Source organism: Aestuariivirga sp., assembly GCF_046294715.1.
In the GTDB taxonomy this organism is placed as follows: Bacteria; Pseudomonadota; Alphaproteobacteria; order Rhizobiales; family Aestuariivirgaceae; genus Aestuariivirga.
Window position 1 is genome coordinate 1 of sequence record NZ_JBKBKI010000037.1, and the last position, 15,798, is coordinate 15,798.

General features: G+C 67.9%; 18 protein-coding genes and 1 pseudogene. 16 read left to right on the forward strand and 3 right to left on the reverse strand.

The window, feature by feature from the left end:
* The 12 genes and pseudogenes from ACK4HL_RS17950 to rnk all read left to right on the forward strand — a co-directional run.
* A pseudogene (locus ACK4HL_RS17950) lies at positions 1-574 on the forward strand (hypothetical protein); the annotation flags it as partial.
* Between the two features lie 95 nt (positions 575-669).
* Complete coding sequence (locus ACK4HL_RS17955; protein ID WP_409763292.1) at positions 670-1,857, forward strand: PAS domain S-box protein; 1,188 nt, start codon at positions 670-672, stop codon at positions 1,855-1,857.
* Between the two features lie 105 nt (positions 1,858-1,962).
* A complete protein-coding gene (locus tag ACK4HL_RS17960) occupies positions 1,963-2,340 on the forward strand; it encodes a hypothetical protein (protein WP_409763295.1) in 378 nt (125 codons plus the stop codon).
* A 59-nt stretch (positions 2,341-2,399) separates the two neighbouring features.
* Positions 2,400-3,065, forward strand: a complete 666-nt coding sequence (locus ACK4HL_RS17965; protein ID WP_409763387.1) for a prolipoprotein diacylglyceryl transferase family protein — start codon at positions 2,400-2,402, stop codon at positions 3,063-3,065.
* Complete coding sequence (locus ACK4HL_RS17970; RefSeq protein WP_409763298.1) at positions 3,062-3,502, forward strand: hypothetical protein; 441 nt, start codon at positions 3,062-3,064, stop codon at positions 3,500-3,502. Before ACK4HL_RS17965 ends, ACK4HL_RS17970 begins: the two co-directional genes overlap by 4 nt.
* A complete protein-coding gene (locus tag ACK4HL_RS17975; RefSeq protein ID WP_409763301.1) occupies positions 3,499-4,911 on the forward strand; it encodes a radical SAM protein in 1,413 nt (470 codons plus the stop codon). The genes ACK4HL_RS17970 and ACK4HL_RS17975 overlap by 4 nt, the downstream gene beginning before the upstream one ends.
* Positions 4,908-5,285 carry a hypothetical protein gene (locus ACK4HL_RS17980; protein WP_409763304.1) on the forward strand — a complete coding sequence of 126 codons (378 nt, stop codon included), beginning with the start codon at positions 4,908-4,910 and terminating at the stop codon, positions 5,283-5,285. Before ACK4HL_RS17975 ends, ACK4HL_RS17980 begins: the two co-directional genes overlap by 4 nt.
* Before the next feature lie 85 nt (positions 5,286-5,370).
* A complete protein-coding gene (locus tag ACK4HL_RS17985) occupies positions 5,371-6,135 on the forward strand; it encodes a TerC family protein (RefSeq protein WP_409763307.1) in 765 nt (254 codons plus the stop codon).
* Positions 6,136-6,214: 79 nt separating this feature from the next.
* On the forward strand, positions 6,215-6,712 hold the full coding sequence (locus tag ACK4HL_RS17990) for a MarR family winged helix-turn-helix transcriptional regulator (RefSeq protein ID WP_409763310.1): 498 nt from the start codon (positions 6,215-6,217) through the stop codon (positions 6,710-6,712).
* Positions 6,709-7,386, forward strand: a complete 678-nt coding sequence (locus ACK4HL_RS17995; RefSeq protein WP_409763313.1) for a GNAT family N-acetyltransferase — start codon at positions 6,709-6,711, stop codon at positions 7,384-7,386. The genes ACK4HL_RS17990 and ACK4HL_RS17995 overlap by 4 nt, the downstream gene beginning before the upstream one ends.
* Positions 7,387-7,478: 92 nt before the next feature.
* Positions 7,479-9,134, forward strand: coding sequence for an energy-dependent translational throttle protein EttA (gene ettA, locus ACK4HL_RS18000; RefSeq protein WP_409763316.1), 1,656 nt, complete (start codon positions 7,479-7,481; stop codon positions 9,132-9,134).
* A 168-nt stretch (positions 9,135-9,302) separates the two neighbouring features.
* Positions 9,303-9,704 (forward strand): nucleoside diphosphate kinase regulator, encoded by a 402-nt coding sequence (gene rnk / locus ACK4HL_RS18005; RefSeq protein WP_409763319.1) that lies wholly within the window; start codon positions 9,303-9,305, stop codon positions 9,702-9,704.
* Positions 9,705-9,722: 18 nt separating this feature from the next.
* Here the strand turns inward: rnk and ACK4HL_RS18010 are convergent, their stop codons facing one another.
* Entirely contained in the window at positions 9,723-9,953 is a 231-nt protein-coding gene (locus ACK4HL_RS18010; RefSeq protein WP_409763322.1) for a hypothetical protein, read from the reverse strand.
* A 151-nt stretch (positions 9,954-10,104) separates the two neighbouring features.
* On the opposite strand from ACK4HL_RS18010, the gene ACK4HL_RS18015 reads away from it, so the two are divergent.
* The 3 genes from ACK4HL_RS18015 to tam all read left to right on the forward strand — a co-directional run bounded on the left by ACK4HL_RS18015 (position 10,105) and on the right by tam (position 13,479).
* Positions 10,105-12,045: a BTAD domain-containing putative transcriptional regulator gene (locus tag ACK4HL_RS18015; protein WP_409763325.1), complete on the forward strand. Its 1,941-nt coding sequence runs from the start codon at positions 10,105-10,107 to the stop codon at positions 12,043-12,045.
* Positions 12,046-12,106: 61 nt separating this feature from the next.
* Positions 12,107-12,700 carry a L,D-transpeptidase gene (locus tag ACK4HL_RS18020; RefSeq protein ID WP_409763328.1) on the forward strand — a complete coding sequence of 198 codons (594 nt, stop codon included), beginning with the start codon at positions 12,107-12,109 and terminating at the stop codon, positions 12,698-12,700.
* Between the two features lie 8 nt (positions 12,701-12,708).
* The gene (tam, locus tag ACK4HL_RS18025) at positions 12,709-13,479 is read left to right on the forward strand and encodes a trans-aconitate 2-methyltransferase (protein ID WP_409763331.1); all 771 of its coding nucleotides are present in this window, start codon (positions 12,709-12,711) and stop codon (positions 13,477-13,479) included.
* Between the two features lie 3 nt (positions 13,480-13,482).
* Here the strand turns inward: tam and ACK4HL_RS18030 are convergent, their stop codons facing one another.
* Both ACK4HL_RS18030 and ACK4HL_RS18035 read right to left on the reverse strand, forming a co-directional pair.
* Positions 13,483-14,046, reverse strand: a complete 564-nt coding sequence (locus ACK4HL_RS18030) for an ABC transporter substrate-binding protein (protein WP_409763334.1) — start codon at positions 14,044-14,046, stop codon at positions 13,483-13,485.
* An 86-nt stretch (positions 14,047-14,132) separates the two neighbouring features.
* On the reverse strand, positions 14,133-15,047 hold the full coding sequence (locus tag ACK4HL_RS18035; protein WP_409763337.1) for a lysophospholipid acyltransferase family protein: 915 nt from the start codon (positions 15,045-15,047) through the stop codon (positions 14,133-14,135).
* 120 nt (positions 15,048-15,167) lie between these two features.
* Between ACK4HL_RS18035 and ACK4HL_RS18040 the strand changes: the two genes are divergently transcribed.
* Complete coding sequence (locus tag ACK4HL_RS18040; RefSeq protein WP_409763340.1) at positions 15,168-15,791, forward strand: glutathione S-transferase family protein; 624 nt, start codon at positions 15,168-15,170, stop codon at positions 15,789-15,791.
* The last annotated feature ends 7 nt before the right edge of the window (positions 15,792-15,798 follow it).

Here is a 15,798-nt window from a genome sequence, read left to right on the forward strand (position 1 = left end):
GGCCTTCTGCCGCGAGGTGTGGTCCGAAACCGTGCGGCTCACGGCGCGGGTCATCCTCGACACCGCCTTCGGCAAGAGCTTCGCCGAGCATGAACTCGTCGACGCCGTGAGTTCGGGGCGGGGGCGGCTGGGGCTCGCCCGCGTCTCGCTCTCGCCCGCCGTGCCGGTCGTCGCGGTGGGCGGGCCGGTGCGCGTCTATTACGAGGAAGTGGGAAAGAGGCTCGACTGCGAGATGATCTTCCCGCCCTTCTTCGACGTGGCGAACGCCGTGGGCGCGGCGACGGGCGTCATCGCCCAGACGGTGACTGTCACCGTCGAGGGCGACGGCAGCGGGCTGTTTCGCGTTCACGGCCCCGGCGGCAGCAGCGTCTTCACCGCGCCCGCGGCCGCTCTCGCGGCGGCGGAGGCCGAAGCCCGGGAAAAGGCGCTGAAGGCCGTCGCCCAGCTCGGCGCCCATGAGCCCCAGGTGCAGGTGAGCATCGCCAAGCACCACCTTCCCGATGCGCGCGACGACAACGGGCTGCTCGAGGCGGTGGTGCGGGCGGAGGCGATGGGGCGGCCGGAGACGGCGTGAGTGCTGCCTGCTCGGGTTGTGATGTTCTCCGTTTTGGTCAATCCATCGTTAAGGGTGAGTCGGATAATCATGGCGGCCGAGACGTTCCGGGAACCATGATGAGCGCCCCAGCATCAGCATCCACCGCCCTGCCAGACCTGCTCTTCGGCGGCCTCAAGGCGCAGGCCGCCTCCGGCTGGAAGATCGAGCGCACTGTCCTTCCGGGCTGGGAGGATGCGCGCGCCGCCTTTTTCCCGGACCAGAATGGACGCGTCTACGAGCGGCTACTCGCCAATCTCCCTGTGATGCTCCACGCCATGGACAGGCAGGGGCGGATCACCGCCGTCAACCGCCACTGGACGCAGGTGCTCGGCCATGCGCCGGAGGAGGCGGAGGGAAGGCTGCTCACCGAGTTCCTGGCGCCCGGCTCCCGCCAGCGGCTGCTTCAGGACATCTACCCGGCCTATTTCCTCTCCGGCATCCTCAGCGCGGAACCCGTCGACATGATCTGCCGCGACGGCTCCACCCGCAGCATGCTCCTGTCGATGAACGCCTACCGCGGCGCCAAGGGACGGATCGAGCGTTCCGTCTGCCTGGTCGAGCCCGCTGCGGCTGTGGCGCAGGCGCCTGCCGCCGTGCCGCACTTGCCGCGTGAGACCGAAGCCCTCGGCCGGATCGCCGGCGGGCTCGCACACGACTTCAACAATCTCCTGACGGTGATCGCCGGCAATCTCGACCTCATCGAGGGGAAGCTCCCGGACGGCGACGCGGTGATGCGCCTCAGGGAGGCGGCGGGCGCGGCGCGAAAGTGCGGCGGCCTGGCGCGGCAGATGCTGGCGCTCGCCCGCGGCGGGGCGGGGCCCGCGCGCGAGGTGAAGGTCAACGAGCTCATCGCCGGGCTGCTGCCGCTGCTCGCCCGCAGCCTCGGCGAGGCTGTCGAGGTCATGGCCGATCTGATGGAAGGCGAGCCACGCGTGATGGCCGATCCCGGCCGGTTCGAATCGGTCCTGCTCGACCTGGCCGAGATCGCGCGCGAGGCGATGCAGGAGGGCGGACGGTTCAGCATCGAGACGCATGCGGTGCCCACCGGCGAGGCGGGCGCGGCCACCAATGGCGGAACCGCGCCCGGCCCGCATGTGCTGGTCGCCGTCACCCGCACGGGCGCGCCGCGCGCCGATGAAGCCGAACGCGCACGGGACATCGCCGAAGCATTCCTCACGCGGTGCGGCGGACGGCTCACGGTCGAGAGCAGGGCAGGCGGGGGCACGGCGATCATGATGATCCTGCCGCGCCGCGAGGGCTGAGAGGCCTGCGCGAAATCAGCCGCCGCTGCAACGCGCGATGCGTTTTGGGCGGGCGGCGGCAGCGATAGGATCACGCGCGGGAACGGCTCTACGGAGGACAACACCATGAAGGGTGCTGCGCGACAGTTTTTCATTCTCGCGATCGCCTATGCCGTCGTCGGCATGGCGCTCGGGATCTACATGGCGGCAAGCCACAATCACGCCCAGATGCCCACCCACGCGCACATCATGGTGGCGGGCTGGCTGATGTCGTCGGTCTTCGCCTTCTTCTATCACCTGTTCCCGGAAATCGGGGCGCGGCCGATGGCGCGGGCGCATTTCTGGATCCAGGCGGTGAGCGGCGTGGTGCTCGTGAGCTCGCTCTTCGTGCTGCTGAATGGGACGGAAGCGATCGAGCCGCTGACGGCGCTCGCCTCCTTCGGCTTTCTCGCCGGCATGCTGGTGTTCATCTGGAACGCGCTGCCGGTGCTGCGCACGGCATGAGCGAAGCGCCGGGCGGGATCGGATAGACTCTCCCGGTGCTGATCCATCTTGCCTTCGACATGCTGGCCGCCACCGCCGCGATGGCGATGACGGTTTTCGCCTGGCATTGGCGGCTCGGCGAGGCCGGCCGGAGGATCGAGAAGGCAGGAGCCGCCTATGCGCTGGCGCTGCTCGCCGGTGCCGCCGCCGGCGGCTTCGGCGCGGGCACGCTCAATCTCTGGATTTCGGGGCAAGATGGAATCGGCCGCAGCATCCTCGGGGCGCTCGCCGGAGCGATCGCGGCGGTCGAGCTCTTCAAGCGGGCGCGCGGCATCAGGGGCTCGACGGGCCTCATCTTCGTTCCCGCCTTCGCCACCAGCGTCGCGGTGGGGCGCTGGGGCTGCTTCCTCGCCGGCCTCGAGGATGAGACGCACGGCACGCCGACATCGCTTCCCTGGGGCCACGACTTCGGCGACGGGATCCCGCGCCATCCGGTGCAGCTCTACGAATCATTCGCCATGGCCGCGTTCCTCGCCGCGGCGCTGCTTCTCATCGGGCGGCGCAGCCCCTTCTTCCTGCAGAACGGCTTCTACGTTCTCGTGTTCTTCTACGCGGCGCAGCGCTTCCTGTGGGAATTCCTCAAGCCCTATGGCGCGGTGCTGGGTCCATTCAATCTGTTCCATTTGCTTTGCGCGGGACTCATGGTTTATTCGGGCCTCATGATCGCGAAGGGGAGGGCGGCATGAACCGGGCCGACTTCTGGTGCCGCGTACTGGGCTGGCTGCAGATCGGCGGTGCGCTGGCGGTGGGCGCATCGATCTACGCCTTGTGGACGATCATCTTCGGGTGGATCGTCATCGAGGACGGCGGCTTCTTCACCTTCATCAAGTGGATCGTGATCCTGATCTTCGCCTTTCCGCCCTTCCTCGCCGGGCTCCTCACGCTGTTCTTCGCCGACAGGGTGGAGCAGGCGCGCCACGGCATGCGGGAGGACTCCCACGTGATCCTTCGCGTCTTCACCGCGCTTGCCGGGCTGTGGTCGGCGGGGGTGATCGGCTTCGTCGGCGTGAGCCTTCCGCCCATCTCCTTCTTCGCGGTGCTGGGCCTGCTCAGCACCGTCATCGCCATCATGGGCCATGACTGGACGGCCGATCTCTTCGGGCCCGCGGAACGCAGCGCATGAATGCGCCCCTCCGCAAGATCGCGCCCTATGTGTTCTACGGCCAGACGACCTCGATGTGCGGGGAGTGCATGGCGCTGGTGCCGGCCAAGATCATCATCGAGGAAGGCTCGGTCCATTACCTGAAGCGCTGCAAGGCGCATGGCGTGCAGAAGGCGCTGGTTTCCACCGATGCCGCCTATTACCGGCTCTGCCACGATTACCTGAAGCCGGGCGACAGGCCGCTCGCGCCGCAGACGCGCACCGATCTCGGCTGCCCCTATGACTGCGGCCTCTGCCCGGACCACGAGCAGCATTCCTGCCTCGCGCTGATCGAGGTGAACGAGGCCTGCAACCTCACCTGCCCGACCTGCTTCGCCAATTCCTCCACGGAGAAGACGGCGCACCGCCCGCTGTCCGAAATCGAGCGGATGATGGATGCGCTCGTCGCCTCCGAGGGCGAGCCCGACCTGCTGCAGATCTCGGGCGGCGAACCCACGATCCATCCGGACATTCTCGGGATCATCGCAGCGGCGAAGCGGCGGCCGATCCGCCACATCATGCTGAACACCAACGGCATCCGCATCGCGCAGGAGCCGGATTTCGTGAAGCGGCTCGCCGGATTCAAGCCGGGCTTCGAGGTCTACCTGCAGTTCGATTCGCTGAGGCCTTCCGTGCTCCGGAACCTGCGCGGCGCGGACCTCACCCGGATTCGCAGGCAGGCGCTGGAAGCCCTTGAAAAAGAATCGATTTCCACCACGCTCGTCGTCGTGGTGAAGGCCGGCCAAAACGCCGACGAGCTCGGCGAGATCATCGATTTCGCCCTGCAGTGGAACTGCGTGCGCGGCATCACCTTCCAGCCGGTGCAGGATGCGGGCCGCAACGAAGGCTTCGCGGCGGAGCGGGACCGGGTGGTGCTCTCCGACATCCGGCAGAGGATCATCGCGGCGGGAACGGCCTTCGGCGCGGGCGACATCATCCCGCTCCCCTGCAACCCGGAATCGATTGCCATCGGCTATGCGCTGCGCAAGGGGCGGACCATCGCGCCGATCACCTCCTTCTTTCCCAAGGACATGCTGGTCGAGGCGCTGCCCAACGCCATCACCTTCGAGAAATACCCCGCACTCCACCGCCAGGTGCTGGAGTTCTTCTCGCTCTCGACGGCTGAGTGCAACAACCCGGAAAAGCTCAACGCGCTGCTGTGCTGCCTTCCCGAAGTGCCGGTGCCCGAGGGCTTCGGCTACGAGAACATCTTCAGGATCGCCATCGTCGAGTTCATGGACCGGCATAATTTCTGCCTCTCGCGGGTGAAGCGGAGCTGCATCCATTTCGTCACGCCCGCCGGCCAGATCATCCCGTTCGAGACCTACAACATGTTCTACAGGGACGAGGCGGCGCGGGCGCGCATGGCCCGGAGCAGGGGGCTCGCATGAAGATCGTCCTCGCCATCTTCTGCGGCCTCATGGTGCTGTTCGCGGGCGGCTGCGCGCTGCTCCTGATGGGAGACGGGGCGTTCTCGGGGAGCGGCGGCTCCGTGCCCTTCGCGCTCATCCCGGGCGGCATCGCAGCGCTCAACGTCCTGGTGCTGGTCGGGCTCTTCGGCAAGTCGCCGCCGCAGCGCTGGGCCTTCTACCTGCTGGCGGGCGTCGACGTCGCGGCCGCCCTGATCCTGGCGCTGATCTGGGCCTCGCTGGCGAGCCAGATGGCGGACGTGATCGTGATCGCCCTGCCGCTCATCGGGGCGCTGGTCCTCAAGGCGGTGCTGACCTTCGTCATGGCGCGGCGGCTTCCGCGCGGCCCGGCCTGATGAAACCTCGTCAGGGTTGAACCGTTGACGTGGCTGCCCCATAAGCCGGGGCGGGGCTTCAACGGGTTGGAGGGAAGGAATCGTCATGGGTTTCTGGCAGGAATATTTCGCCTTCGTCACGACGGCGGAGGGATGGGTGGCGCTGACCACGCTCATTGCCATGGAAGTCGTGCTCGGCATCGACAACCTGATCTTCATCTCGATCCTCTCCAACAAGCTGCCGGAGGAGAGCCGCGTTCGGGCGCGGCGGCTCGGCATCGGCGCGGCGCTGGTCATGCGGCTCCTGCTGCTCGCCACCGTCTCCTACATCGCGCAGCTCACCCAGCCGGTCTTCGGCGTGGCGGGGCAGGACTTCTCCTGGCGCGACCTCATCCTTCTGGCCGGAGGACTGTTCCTCGTCTGGAAGGCCACGAAGGAGATCCACCACACGGTGGACCCGGACGACGGCAAGGAAAACATGCTGGGCCGGACGGCGACGCTCACGGTGGGCGGGGCGATCTTCCAGATCCTGCTGCTCGACCTCGTCTTCTCGGTCGACTCGATCATCACGGCTGTGGGCATGACGGACCAGATCGCCATCATGTACATCGCAGTCATTGTGGCGGTGGCCGTCATGCTGCTCGCGGCCGACCCGCTCGCCCGCTTCATCCAGGCCAATCCGACGATCGTCATGCTGGCGCTCGGCTTCCTCCTCATGATCGGCATGACGCTCATCGCGGAGGGCTTCCACTTCCATGTGCCGCGCGGCTACGTCTATGCCGCCATGGGCTTCTCCACGCTTGTCGAGATGCTCAACATGCTGGCACGGCGGGCGCGGCGGAAGCGGCAGGGGGCGGCCGGGGGTCATTGACGGGAAAGAGGCGCGGGCGGGAGGCCCTTCTGAAGCCGAGGGCTTGCGGGGCTAAGAATTACAGATTATATAACCGTGCATGGATCAGTTGCCCGATCACCCCGACATCGTCCACGCCCTCGGCCACCTCACGCTCGGCAGCCGCCTGAAGCGGATCGGCGAGCGCCTGCAGGCCGATGTGCAGCGGCTCGCGCAGGCGCAGGGGATCGAGGTTCCGGCTGCGCTGTTTCCCACTCTCGCGGCACTCGACCGGCATGAAGCGCTGACGGTGAGCGGGCTGGCGAGGGCGCTCGGCATCGCCCAGCCGGGCGCCACGCGCAACCTCGCGCAGCTCGAGGCGATGGGGCTCGTCGCTTCCGCCAGAAAGGCCAAGGACCAGCGGGTGCGCTCCGTCACGCTCAGCAGGGAGGGGGCCGAACTGGTGGCGAAGATGAAGAAGGGCCTGTGGCCGCGGGTGGAGGAGGCCGTCTCGGCGCTATGCGGCGGACTTCGGGGATCGCTGCTCGAGCAGCTCGACGGGCTCGAGCGGGCGCTCGATGATGCGCCGCTCGACCGGCGCGCGGGCAGACGGAGGTGAGCGCTCCGCTCGACAGGCCGGTCTGGCATGCGCTGGAAAGCCGCCAGCGGGCCTTCGCCGCGGCGTCGGGGCGTGCCTGCCGCTATCTCGCGGACGTCGCGCCCTTCGCGGCTGCGGCAGACGACAGCCCTGATGCCCTGGCCGATCTCGCCGCCCTCATTCCCGAGGATGGACGCATCCTGCTGCTCCAGGCGGGCCCTGCGCCCGTGCCGCCCGGAACGGCGGCGGAGATGGAGGCGGAAGGCGTGCAGATGGTGGCCGGCCGCCTTGCCGGCAATGAGGCGGGGACCGACATCGTGGAACTCGGCGCGGCGGATGCCGCCGAGATGGTGGAGCTCGCCAGCCTGACCAAGCCTGGCCCCTTCCTGATGCGCACGCACGAGCTCGGCTCCTTCGTCGGCATCCGCGCCGCGGGCCAGCTCGTCGCCATGGCGGGCGAGCGCATGAAGCTCCCCGGCCTGACGGAGGTGAGCGGTGTGTGCACGCACCCGGAGTTCCGCGGCCGCGGCTATGCGCGGCGGCTTTCTCTCGCCGCGGCGGCGCGCATCGCGGCGCGGGGGGAAACGCCCTTCCTCCATGCCTTCGCTGGCAACCGGGCAGCGATCCGCCTCTATGAGCAGCTGGGGTTCGTCCACCGCAGCCCAATGCGCGTTCTCATGCTGCGCCGCGCCTGAGCGGGAAGGCGGGCGGCGAGGGTTTACAGACGGCGTTCTCCCCTCTAAACCCCGCGGCCAAACTCCCCTCATCCTGAAAGAGACGTCACACGATGGCCCGTCAGTTCATCTATCACATGCATGGCCTCACCAAGGCCTATGCCGGAGGAAAGAAGGTCCTCGAGAACATCCACCTTTCCTTCTACCCCGATGCCAAGATCGGTGTCCTCGGCCCCAACGGGTCGGGCAAGTCGACGCTGCTCCGCATCATGGCGGGGCTCGACAAGGAATGGAACGGCGAGGCCTGGCTTTCCGAGGGCGCCACGGTGGGCTATCTCCCGCAGGAGCCCGAACTCGACCCGGCGCTGGACGTGATGGGCAACGTGATGGAAGGCGTGGCCCACAAGAAGGCGATCCTCGACGAATACAACGCCCTGATGGCGGACTACAACGACGAGAACGCCGAGAAGGCCGGCAAGCTGCAGGACGTGATCGACAGCCAGAACCTCTGGGACCTCGAGGCCCAGGTGGAGCAGGCGATGGACGCGCTGCGCTGCCCGCCGGGCGAGGCCTCGATCGACAATCTCTCGGGCGGCGAGAAGCGCCGCGTGGCGCTCACCCAGCTCCTGCTCCGCAAGCCCGATCTCCTCCTTCTCGACGAGCCGACCAACCATCTCGACGCCGAGTCGGTGAACTGGCTCGAGCATCACCTGCGCGACTACCCGGGCGCGATCCTGATCGTCACCCACGACCGCTACTTCCTCGACAACGTCACGGGCTGGATCCTCGAGCTCGACCGCGGCCGCGGCATTCCCTACGAGGGCAACTACTCGGCCTATCTTGCGCAGAAGGCCAAGCGCTTCGCGCAGGAATCGCGCGAGGACGCGGCGCGCCAGAAGGCGATCGCCCGCGAGCAGGAGTGGATCGCCTCCTCTCCGAAGGCGCGGCAGGCCAAGTCCAAGGCCCGCATCAAGGCCTATGACGAGCTCCTCAAGGTGAACGAGGACCGCCTCAAGTCGACCACGGCGCAGATCATCATCCCGCCGGGCGAGCGGCTCGGCAACACGGTGATCAACGTCGACAACCTGTCGAAGGGCTACGGCGGCCGGCTGCTGATCGACGATCTCTCCTTCAAGCTGCCGCCCGGCGGCATCGTCGGCATCATCGGCCCGAACGGCGCGGGCAAGACCACGCTGTTCCGCATGCTGACGGGGCAGGAGAAGCCCGACTCCGGCAGCATCACCATCGGCGACAGCGTTCACCTCGGCTACGTCGACCAGTCGCGCGACTCGCTCGACCCGGACAAGACGGTTTGGCAGGAGATCTCCGGCGGCAACGACGTGATCTATCTCGGCAAGCGCGAGATGAATTCTCGCGCCTACACCGGCGCCTTCAACTTCAAGGGCGGCGACCAGCAGCAGAAGGTGGGAACGCTTTCGGGCGGCCAGAGGAACCGCGTGCACCTCGCCAAGATGCTGAAGTCGGGCGCCAACGTGCTGCTCCTCGACGAGCCCACCAACGACCTCGACACCGAAACGCTGGCAGCACTCGAGGAGGCGCTCGAGGATTTCGCCGGCTGCGCAGTGGTCATCAGCCACGACCGCATGTTCCTCGACCGTCTCGCCACGCACATCCTGGCCTTCGAGGGCGACAGCCACGTCGAGTGGTTCGAGGGCAACTTCCAGGACTACGAGGAAGACAAGAAGCGCCGCCTGGGCGAGGACAGCGTGATGCCCAAGCGCATCAAGTACAAGCAGTTCACGCGCTGAAGGCCGAGCGGCTTGATCCTTCGGCGGGAACCCTTATCTTAGGGGCATGAACGAGGCCCTCGCGACCACGCGCCTGATCTTCGGCTGACGCGCCTCGGTACGGTTCCGGACAGAACCGCGCCGGGGCCATTCGCGTTTCCCCCCTCACACGAAAGCCAGGATCCGACCATGTTCACCGCGAACGACCGTCCGCCCATTCTCATTTCCGAAACCGACAAGCTGCAGCTTCGCAAGCTGGCGCGCTCCGCCTTCAACCGGATGCCCGAAATCGTCGACGAGCTCGAACACGAGCTCGAGCGCGCCGAAACCTGCCCGCCCTCGCGCCTGCCGCACAACGTGGTGTGCATGCATTCGCTCGTGCGCTTCCGCACCGACAAGGGCACGGAGCACCAGGTGGAACTCGTCTATCCCGAGGAAGCGGACATCATCCGCGACCGGCTGTCGATCCTCACACCCATCGGCACGGCGCTGATCGGCCTTTCGGAGGGCCAGACGATGAGCTGGACCGACCGGCAGGGCCAGCCGCGCCAGCTCACCGTGCTCGAAGTGTGGCCCGCCGAGCGGGAGTAGGGCGAGGCGGTGCCTGCCTCACAGCCCGAGCCAGCGGGAGGCCTCGAGCGAGAGTTCCTCCCGGTCCTGACGCCCCTCCTCGGGGGTGGCGATTGCCGCCGTGAGCCACGCCAGCAGGCGAGAAAACAGACCGGGCCTGGCCGGACCGGGCGCGAACGATTCCTCACCCGTTTCCTTCTGTCCGGAAGGGATCTCCATTCCGATGGCGGTGAGATAGACACGGGAGTGGAGTTCGATGATGGGGATCATGGCAGCCTCCTCCTTGTGAGCGAGGGCCCAGCAAAGCGCGGCTTCGTCACGCCGGTGTGCAACCGCGCCTGCAAGCGCCGTGAAAAGCCTGTGACAGCCCGTGAAAAGGGGCCTAGAGTCGCCGTTGCGGCAAGCTGCCGGGGCAGGTGCGATGATCACCCTCAAGCTCTTCGGAGAGATGGCGGTGACGGGCGAAAGCGGCCCGGTCGAGCTTGGCGGCGCCAAACTGGCCGGCCTCCTTGCCGTGCTGGCGCTGTCGGGCGGCAGGCCCATGCCGCGCGACGACCTCGCGGAGATGCTGTGGGGCTCCCATTTCGAGGCGCAGGCGAAGCAAAACCTGCGGCAGGCCCTCTCGCGTCTGCGCAAGCTCCTCGGCCCGGGTGCGCTCGAGGCGGATTCCCGTTTCGTCAGGATCGCGCGCAACGCCCTGTGCTCGGACGTCGCCAGCTTCGAGGCGCTGAGCCAGGCGGCCGATCGGGATGCCCTTCACCGCGCGGCGGCCCTCCCGCGCGAAGAGCTTCTGGCGGGCTTCGCCATCCGCGAGCCCGGATTCGCCGAATGGCTTTCCGCCGAGCGCCGGAGCTTCGCCGCGAAGCTCCGCGCCCTGGAACTGCGGCTCGCCGCGCTCGAGCTCGCCGAAGGGAGGCCGGATGCCGCGCTGGAGCTCGTGGAAGCGTTGCTGCGGCGGGATGGCCTGGACGAGGAGGCGCATGGCCTCAGGCTGCGAGCGCTTGCCGCGCTGGGGCGCAGGTCGGAAGCGGTGAAGTGCCACCGGAGCTTCGCCGAGCAGCTCAGGAAGGAGCTCGGCGTCGCGCCGGAGGCTGCGACCCAGGCCCTCGCGGACCGGCTGAAGGATCCGCCCGCTGCGCCGGTACACCCGCCGCAGATCTCGCGCCCCTCGCTTCTCGTGCTGCCGTTCGCCACCCCCGGCGGGGAAGCGGGGCAGGACTATTTCGCCGAAGGCATGGTGGACGAGCTCATCACGGCCCTGACGCGGCTGCACTGGCTGTCCGTGCTGTCGCGCAGTTCGACCTTCTCGGCCCGCACCCGCGGCATGGATGCCCGATCGGCCGGCGATGCGTTCGGCGTGCGCTACGTTCTCGAAGGCAGCATCCGAAGGGCCGGGGGCCTGGTGCGCATCAGCGGCCAGCTGATCGAGACCAAGAGCGGCACGGCACTCTGGGCGGAACGGTTCGACGGCGCCATCGACGATATCTTCCAGCTGCAGGACCGGGTGGCGGCGCGGGTCGTCGGCGCGCTGCAGCCGCGCATCGTGCAGGCCGAGATCGAGCGTTCGCAGAGGAAGCCCACGGGCAGCCTCGATGCCTATGACCACTATCTCCGCGGCCTTGCCGGGCTCCACCGCTGGACGCGGGAGGCCAACCGCGAAGCCTACGCGCATTTCCTTCGCGCCACGGACATCGATCCCGGCTTTGCGGCGGCCTATGGCATGGCGGCGCGCTGCCTCTCCCAGCGCAAGACGAGCAGCTGGGTCGAGGACGAGGCACGCGAGCGGCGGGAAGCGGAAGATCTCGCCGGGCAGGCCGTCTCCCGGGGGCCGGGCGATCCGGTCGCGCTGTCCTCTGCGGGGATCGCGCTCGCCTTCGTGGTGGGCCGTGTGCGCGAGGGGGGCGAACTCATCGAGCGGGCGCTGTCGCTCAGTCCCGGCCTGGTGGCGGCCTGGCTCTACAGCGGCTGGGTGAAGGCCTGGAGCGGCGAAGCAGAGGAGGCCATCGCCCGCGTCAGGCGCGCGATCGAGCTCAGCCCGCACGATCCGCATGGCGCCGCCATGCGCCGGGCCATCGGCTTCGCGCAGTTCATCGCCGGCCGCTACGAGGAGGCCCTCGAGCAGGCTGTGACATGGGCGGAATCGCCACAAAACGCGGGGATCGCCGCCGCCACCGCCGCCGCCAGCGCGGAACTGCTGGGGCGCCACGCGCTGGCGCAGGCCGAGATGGAACGGCTGACGCTGTGCGAGCCGCGCCTCGGCCTTGCCAATCTGCGCGGGCGTTTTCCCATCGTGAAGGACGAGGATTTCGCACGGTTCGCCACCGCGCTGAGGGCCGCCGGACTGCCGGAAAGCCGGGGGTGACGCGGCGCGGGGCCGGTGCTAATCACACGGGCCCGGAGACAACAACACCCGCGACTCGCCCATGCCGATCAGCCGCCGCCACTTCCTCGCCTCGCTTGCCGCCGCAGCCGCACTGCCGGGAACCCGCAGCCTCGCCCAGGAGGCGGAACCCTTTCCGGTGCGGCCCAACGACGAGAAGCAGATCGAATACAAGTACCGCCGCCGCGAGGTCGAATACGAGACGGCGGAACCGCCGGGCACGATCATCGTCGACCCGAAGAAGCGCTATCTCTATCTCGTGCTGGGCGGCGGCAAGGCGATCCGCTACGGCGCGGCGGTGGGCAAGGCGGGCCGCACCTGGACGGGCGAGGCGGTGATCGGCCGCATGGAGAAATGGCCGACCTGGACGCCGACACCCGAGCACATCGCCGAATTCCCCAAGCTCGTGAAGTGGCAGGCAGGCATGCCGGGGGGGCCCGAAAACCCCATGGGCGCGCGCGCCCTCTATCTCTACCAGGGCGACGTCGACACCATCTACCGCATCCACGGCACGCATGATCCGAAGCTCGTCGGCCGCAAGAAGACGGCGGGCTGCTTCGGCCTTCTCAACACAGACATCATCGATCTCTACAACCGCGTTCAGCTCGGCACCCGCGTCGTCGTCCTCGAATACTAGCCGGCGCCATGAGCGATTGGCAGCCGGAGCGCTATCTCGCCTTCGCCGACGAGCGCACCCGCCCGGCGCGCGATCTCCTGGCGCAGGTGCCGCTCGGCAGTGCGCGCCGCGTCTATGACCTCGGCTGCGGGCCCGGCAACTCGACGGCGCTGCTGGTGGAGCGGTTTCCCGGGGCAATCGTCACCGGCATCGACAATTCGCCCGCCATGCTCGAGGCGGCGGCCGAGGCTTGCCCTTCCGCGCGGTTCGAGGCCGGCGATCTCGCCAGCTGGATGCCCGGGGATACGCCCGACCTCCTGTTCTCGAACGCCGCCTTCCAATGGGTGCCGGATCACCTCGGCGCGCTGGAGAGACTGAGCGGCAGCCTGCCCGAGGGCGGCGTGCTGGCCGTGCAGATGCCCGACAACCTGGCGGAGCCGAGCCACCGCCTCATGCAGGAGACGGCGGAAGCAGGACCCTGGGCCGCCAAGCTCTCCGCGGCATCCGCCGCGCGTGACCTGCTGCCGCTTCCGGAGGCCTATCACGCCCGGCTGAAGCCATTCTTCCGGCGTCTCGAGATCTGGCACACGATCTACAATCATCCGCTTTCAGGCGTGGACGGCATCGTGGCGTGGCTGAAGACGACGGGCCTCCGGCCCTATGTGGAACCGCTCCGCGAGGAGGAGCGGCAGGGCTTCCTCGCCCTTTACCGCGAACGGCTGGCTGGCGCCTATCCCGCCCAGCGCGACGGCGTGGTGCTGCTGCGCTTCCCGCGCCTGTTCCTGATTGGCGTGAGGTAGGGCCTAGCTCGCGAGATAATCGAAGAGCGCGTCGATCGAACCGGCGCGGTTGATGGTGCCGACGAAGGTCGAGCGCATCTGCTGCACGAGCCACACGCCGCGCATGTTGAGGTCCATCACCGTATAGCCGCCGTCGCGCCTGGCGAGGCGGAAGACCACCTTGGTGCCGCCCGAGGTGCGCGCCGTGACCACCAGGTTGCCGCCCGATTTCTTGCACTCCACGATCTTGAGGGTGGCGCCGCGGAAGCCGCTGCCGTGGTCCTTCAGCGTCTGGCCGATGAAGCGCCGCGTGAGGCGGAGATATTCGGCCTCGCGCGATTTCGGCAGCTCCTTGCGGTAGCGCCCCAGCGCGAAGAGGCTGAGCGAGCGGAGATCGGAATAGCGCTCCGCGGCCTTGGCGAATGCGGCGGCGGAACCGGCGCTGGCGGCGCGGTCATAGGCCTCTCCGGCGTTGCGCACGAAGGAAGCGGCCTCGCATTTTTCCGCGGCGGCGGGGGCCACGCCGATGAACAGGGCGAGCAGCAGGGCAGCGAAGGTGTTGAAAAGGCTACGCAGGGAACACGTCATCAGGAGAATCGGCCCGTTTCCGTTCAGAACAGCACCATATTACGGTTAATCGCCGCTTAAGTTCCCGCGCGCTCCGGGCCCTGCGGCTAGTCCTCGCCCTTGAGCTTTCCGCCCTTGATGCGCGCCTCGCGCAGATAGAGATCGAGGCTCGGCCCCTTGATGTCCTCCGGGCGGGCGAGGGCGAAGGTGCGCTTCCTCAGTTCCATCACGAGTTCGGCGCGGTCTTCGATATGGGAGATCTCGGCAAAGGGAATGGGGGCGCCGACCCGCACCTTCAGCCGGGAGCCGATGCGCCGCGCCGTTTCCCGGAACACGAGCGAGAGCCTAAGCGTGAGGCTGAGGTGGCTCGCCAGCTGAAAGAGACGCGAGTTCTGGCCGACGAAGAACACCGGCACCACGGTGGCCTTCGACTGGCGGAGCAGCTTCGCCGTGAAGGGGGCCCAGGGCAGGTCCACCGCGGGGCCCTTGAGCGGCTTCTCGGAGGTCGAGACGCCGCCCCCGGGGAAGATGCCGATGGCATGGCCCTGCCGCAGCCAGGATTGCGCCTCGAGCCTGGAATTCACGTTGGTCTCGCGCGCCTCGCGGGTGGGTGCGAAGGCCACGGGGAGCAGGTTGGCGGCGGCCTCGGGAGCCTGGCAGAGCACGTCGTTCGCCAGAACCTTGGTATCCGGCCTCACCTTGGTCGCGAGCCAGGTGAGCGTGATGCCGTCGAGCACGCCATAGGGATGGTTGGCGATGAAAAGCACCGGCCCCTCGGCCGGCGTGCGGGCCAGCGCCGCCTCGTCATATTCCACCTTCATGCGCAGCAGGCGCATGGCCGCGTCGAAGAAGTTCTCGCCGGATTTCACGCTCTTCTGGTGCTGAAAGTAGAGCTTCTTCAGCTTGCGTTGGCCGCCGATGCGCTCGATCGCCTGGATCACGGCGCGCTGCAGCACCGGCTGGTCGGCCGTCGAATAGCTGAAGCGGATCTTCCTGTAAGGCGGTGCGAGGGTCTTCGCCATGGGCGGCCGGAGGAGGTCTGTTGCGACCTCCTTCGCATTTCGCGGGCCATCATGCAATGGACCAGGCTCCACAATCGGGGGTTCGGGCTGTAAGGTTCCGAAGTGGGAGGATTCGCCTGGATGTACACACTCTATTGCCGCAACACCGCCGGTTCCATGGCGCCCGAGGCGCTGCTCGCCGCCTGCGGGGCCGAGTACCGGGTCATCGTGCTCGAGCGCAAGCCCGACGGTTCGTTCCATGACTTCTTCCTGAAGCTCAATCCCAAGGCGGAGGTGCCCACCCTCGTTCTGCCGGATGACAGCGTGATGACGGAGAGTGCCGCGATGATGATCCACATCGCCGATCTCCACCCGCAGGCGGGGCTGGCGCCGGCGATCGGCGCGCCGGAGCGCGCCCGATTCCTGCGCTGGCAGGTCTATCTCGCGACCACGCTCTACATGAGCGATCTCCGCCTGTTCTATCCGCAGCGCTACACCTCGCGGCCGGCGGAATCCGAGGGGATCAAGGAAAAGGCGGCGGAGATGATGCTCAGCGAGTTCGGCATCTATGCCGAAGCCCTGGGCGAGGGGCCGTTCCTGCTCGGCAGCCGCATGAGTGCCGCCGACATCTACGCCGCGATGCTGTGCACTTGGTCGCCGGACATGAAGGCCCTGTTCGCGCAGCACCCCGCACTGGCGCGCATGTACGACGCGGTGCTGGAGAACAAGGCGGTGAGGGCCGTGTGGGAGCGGAACGGCGCCTGACACCGCG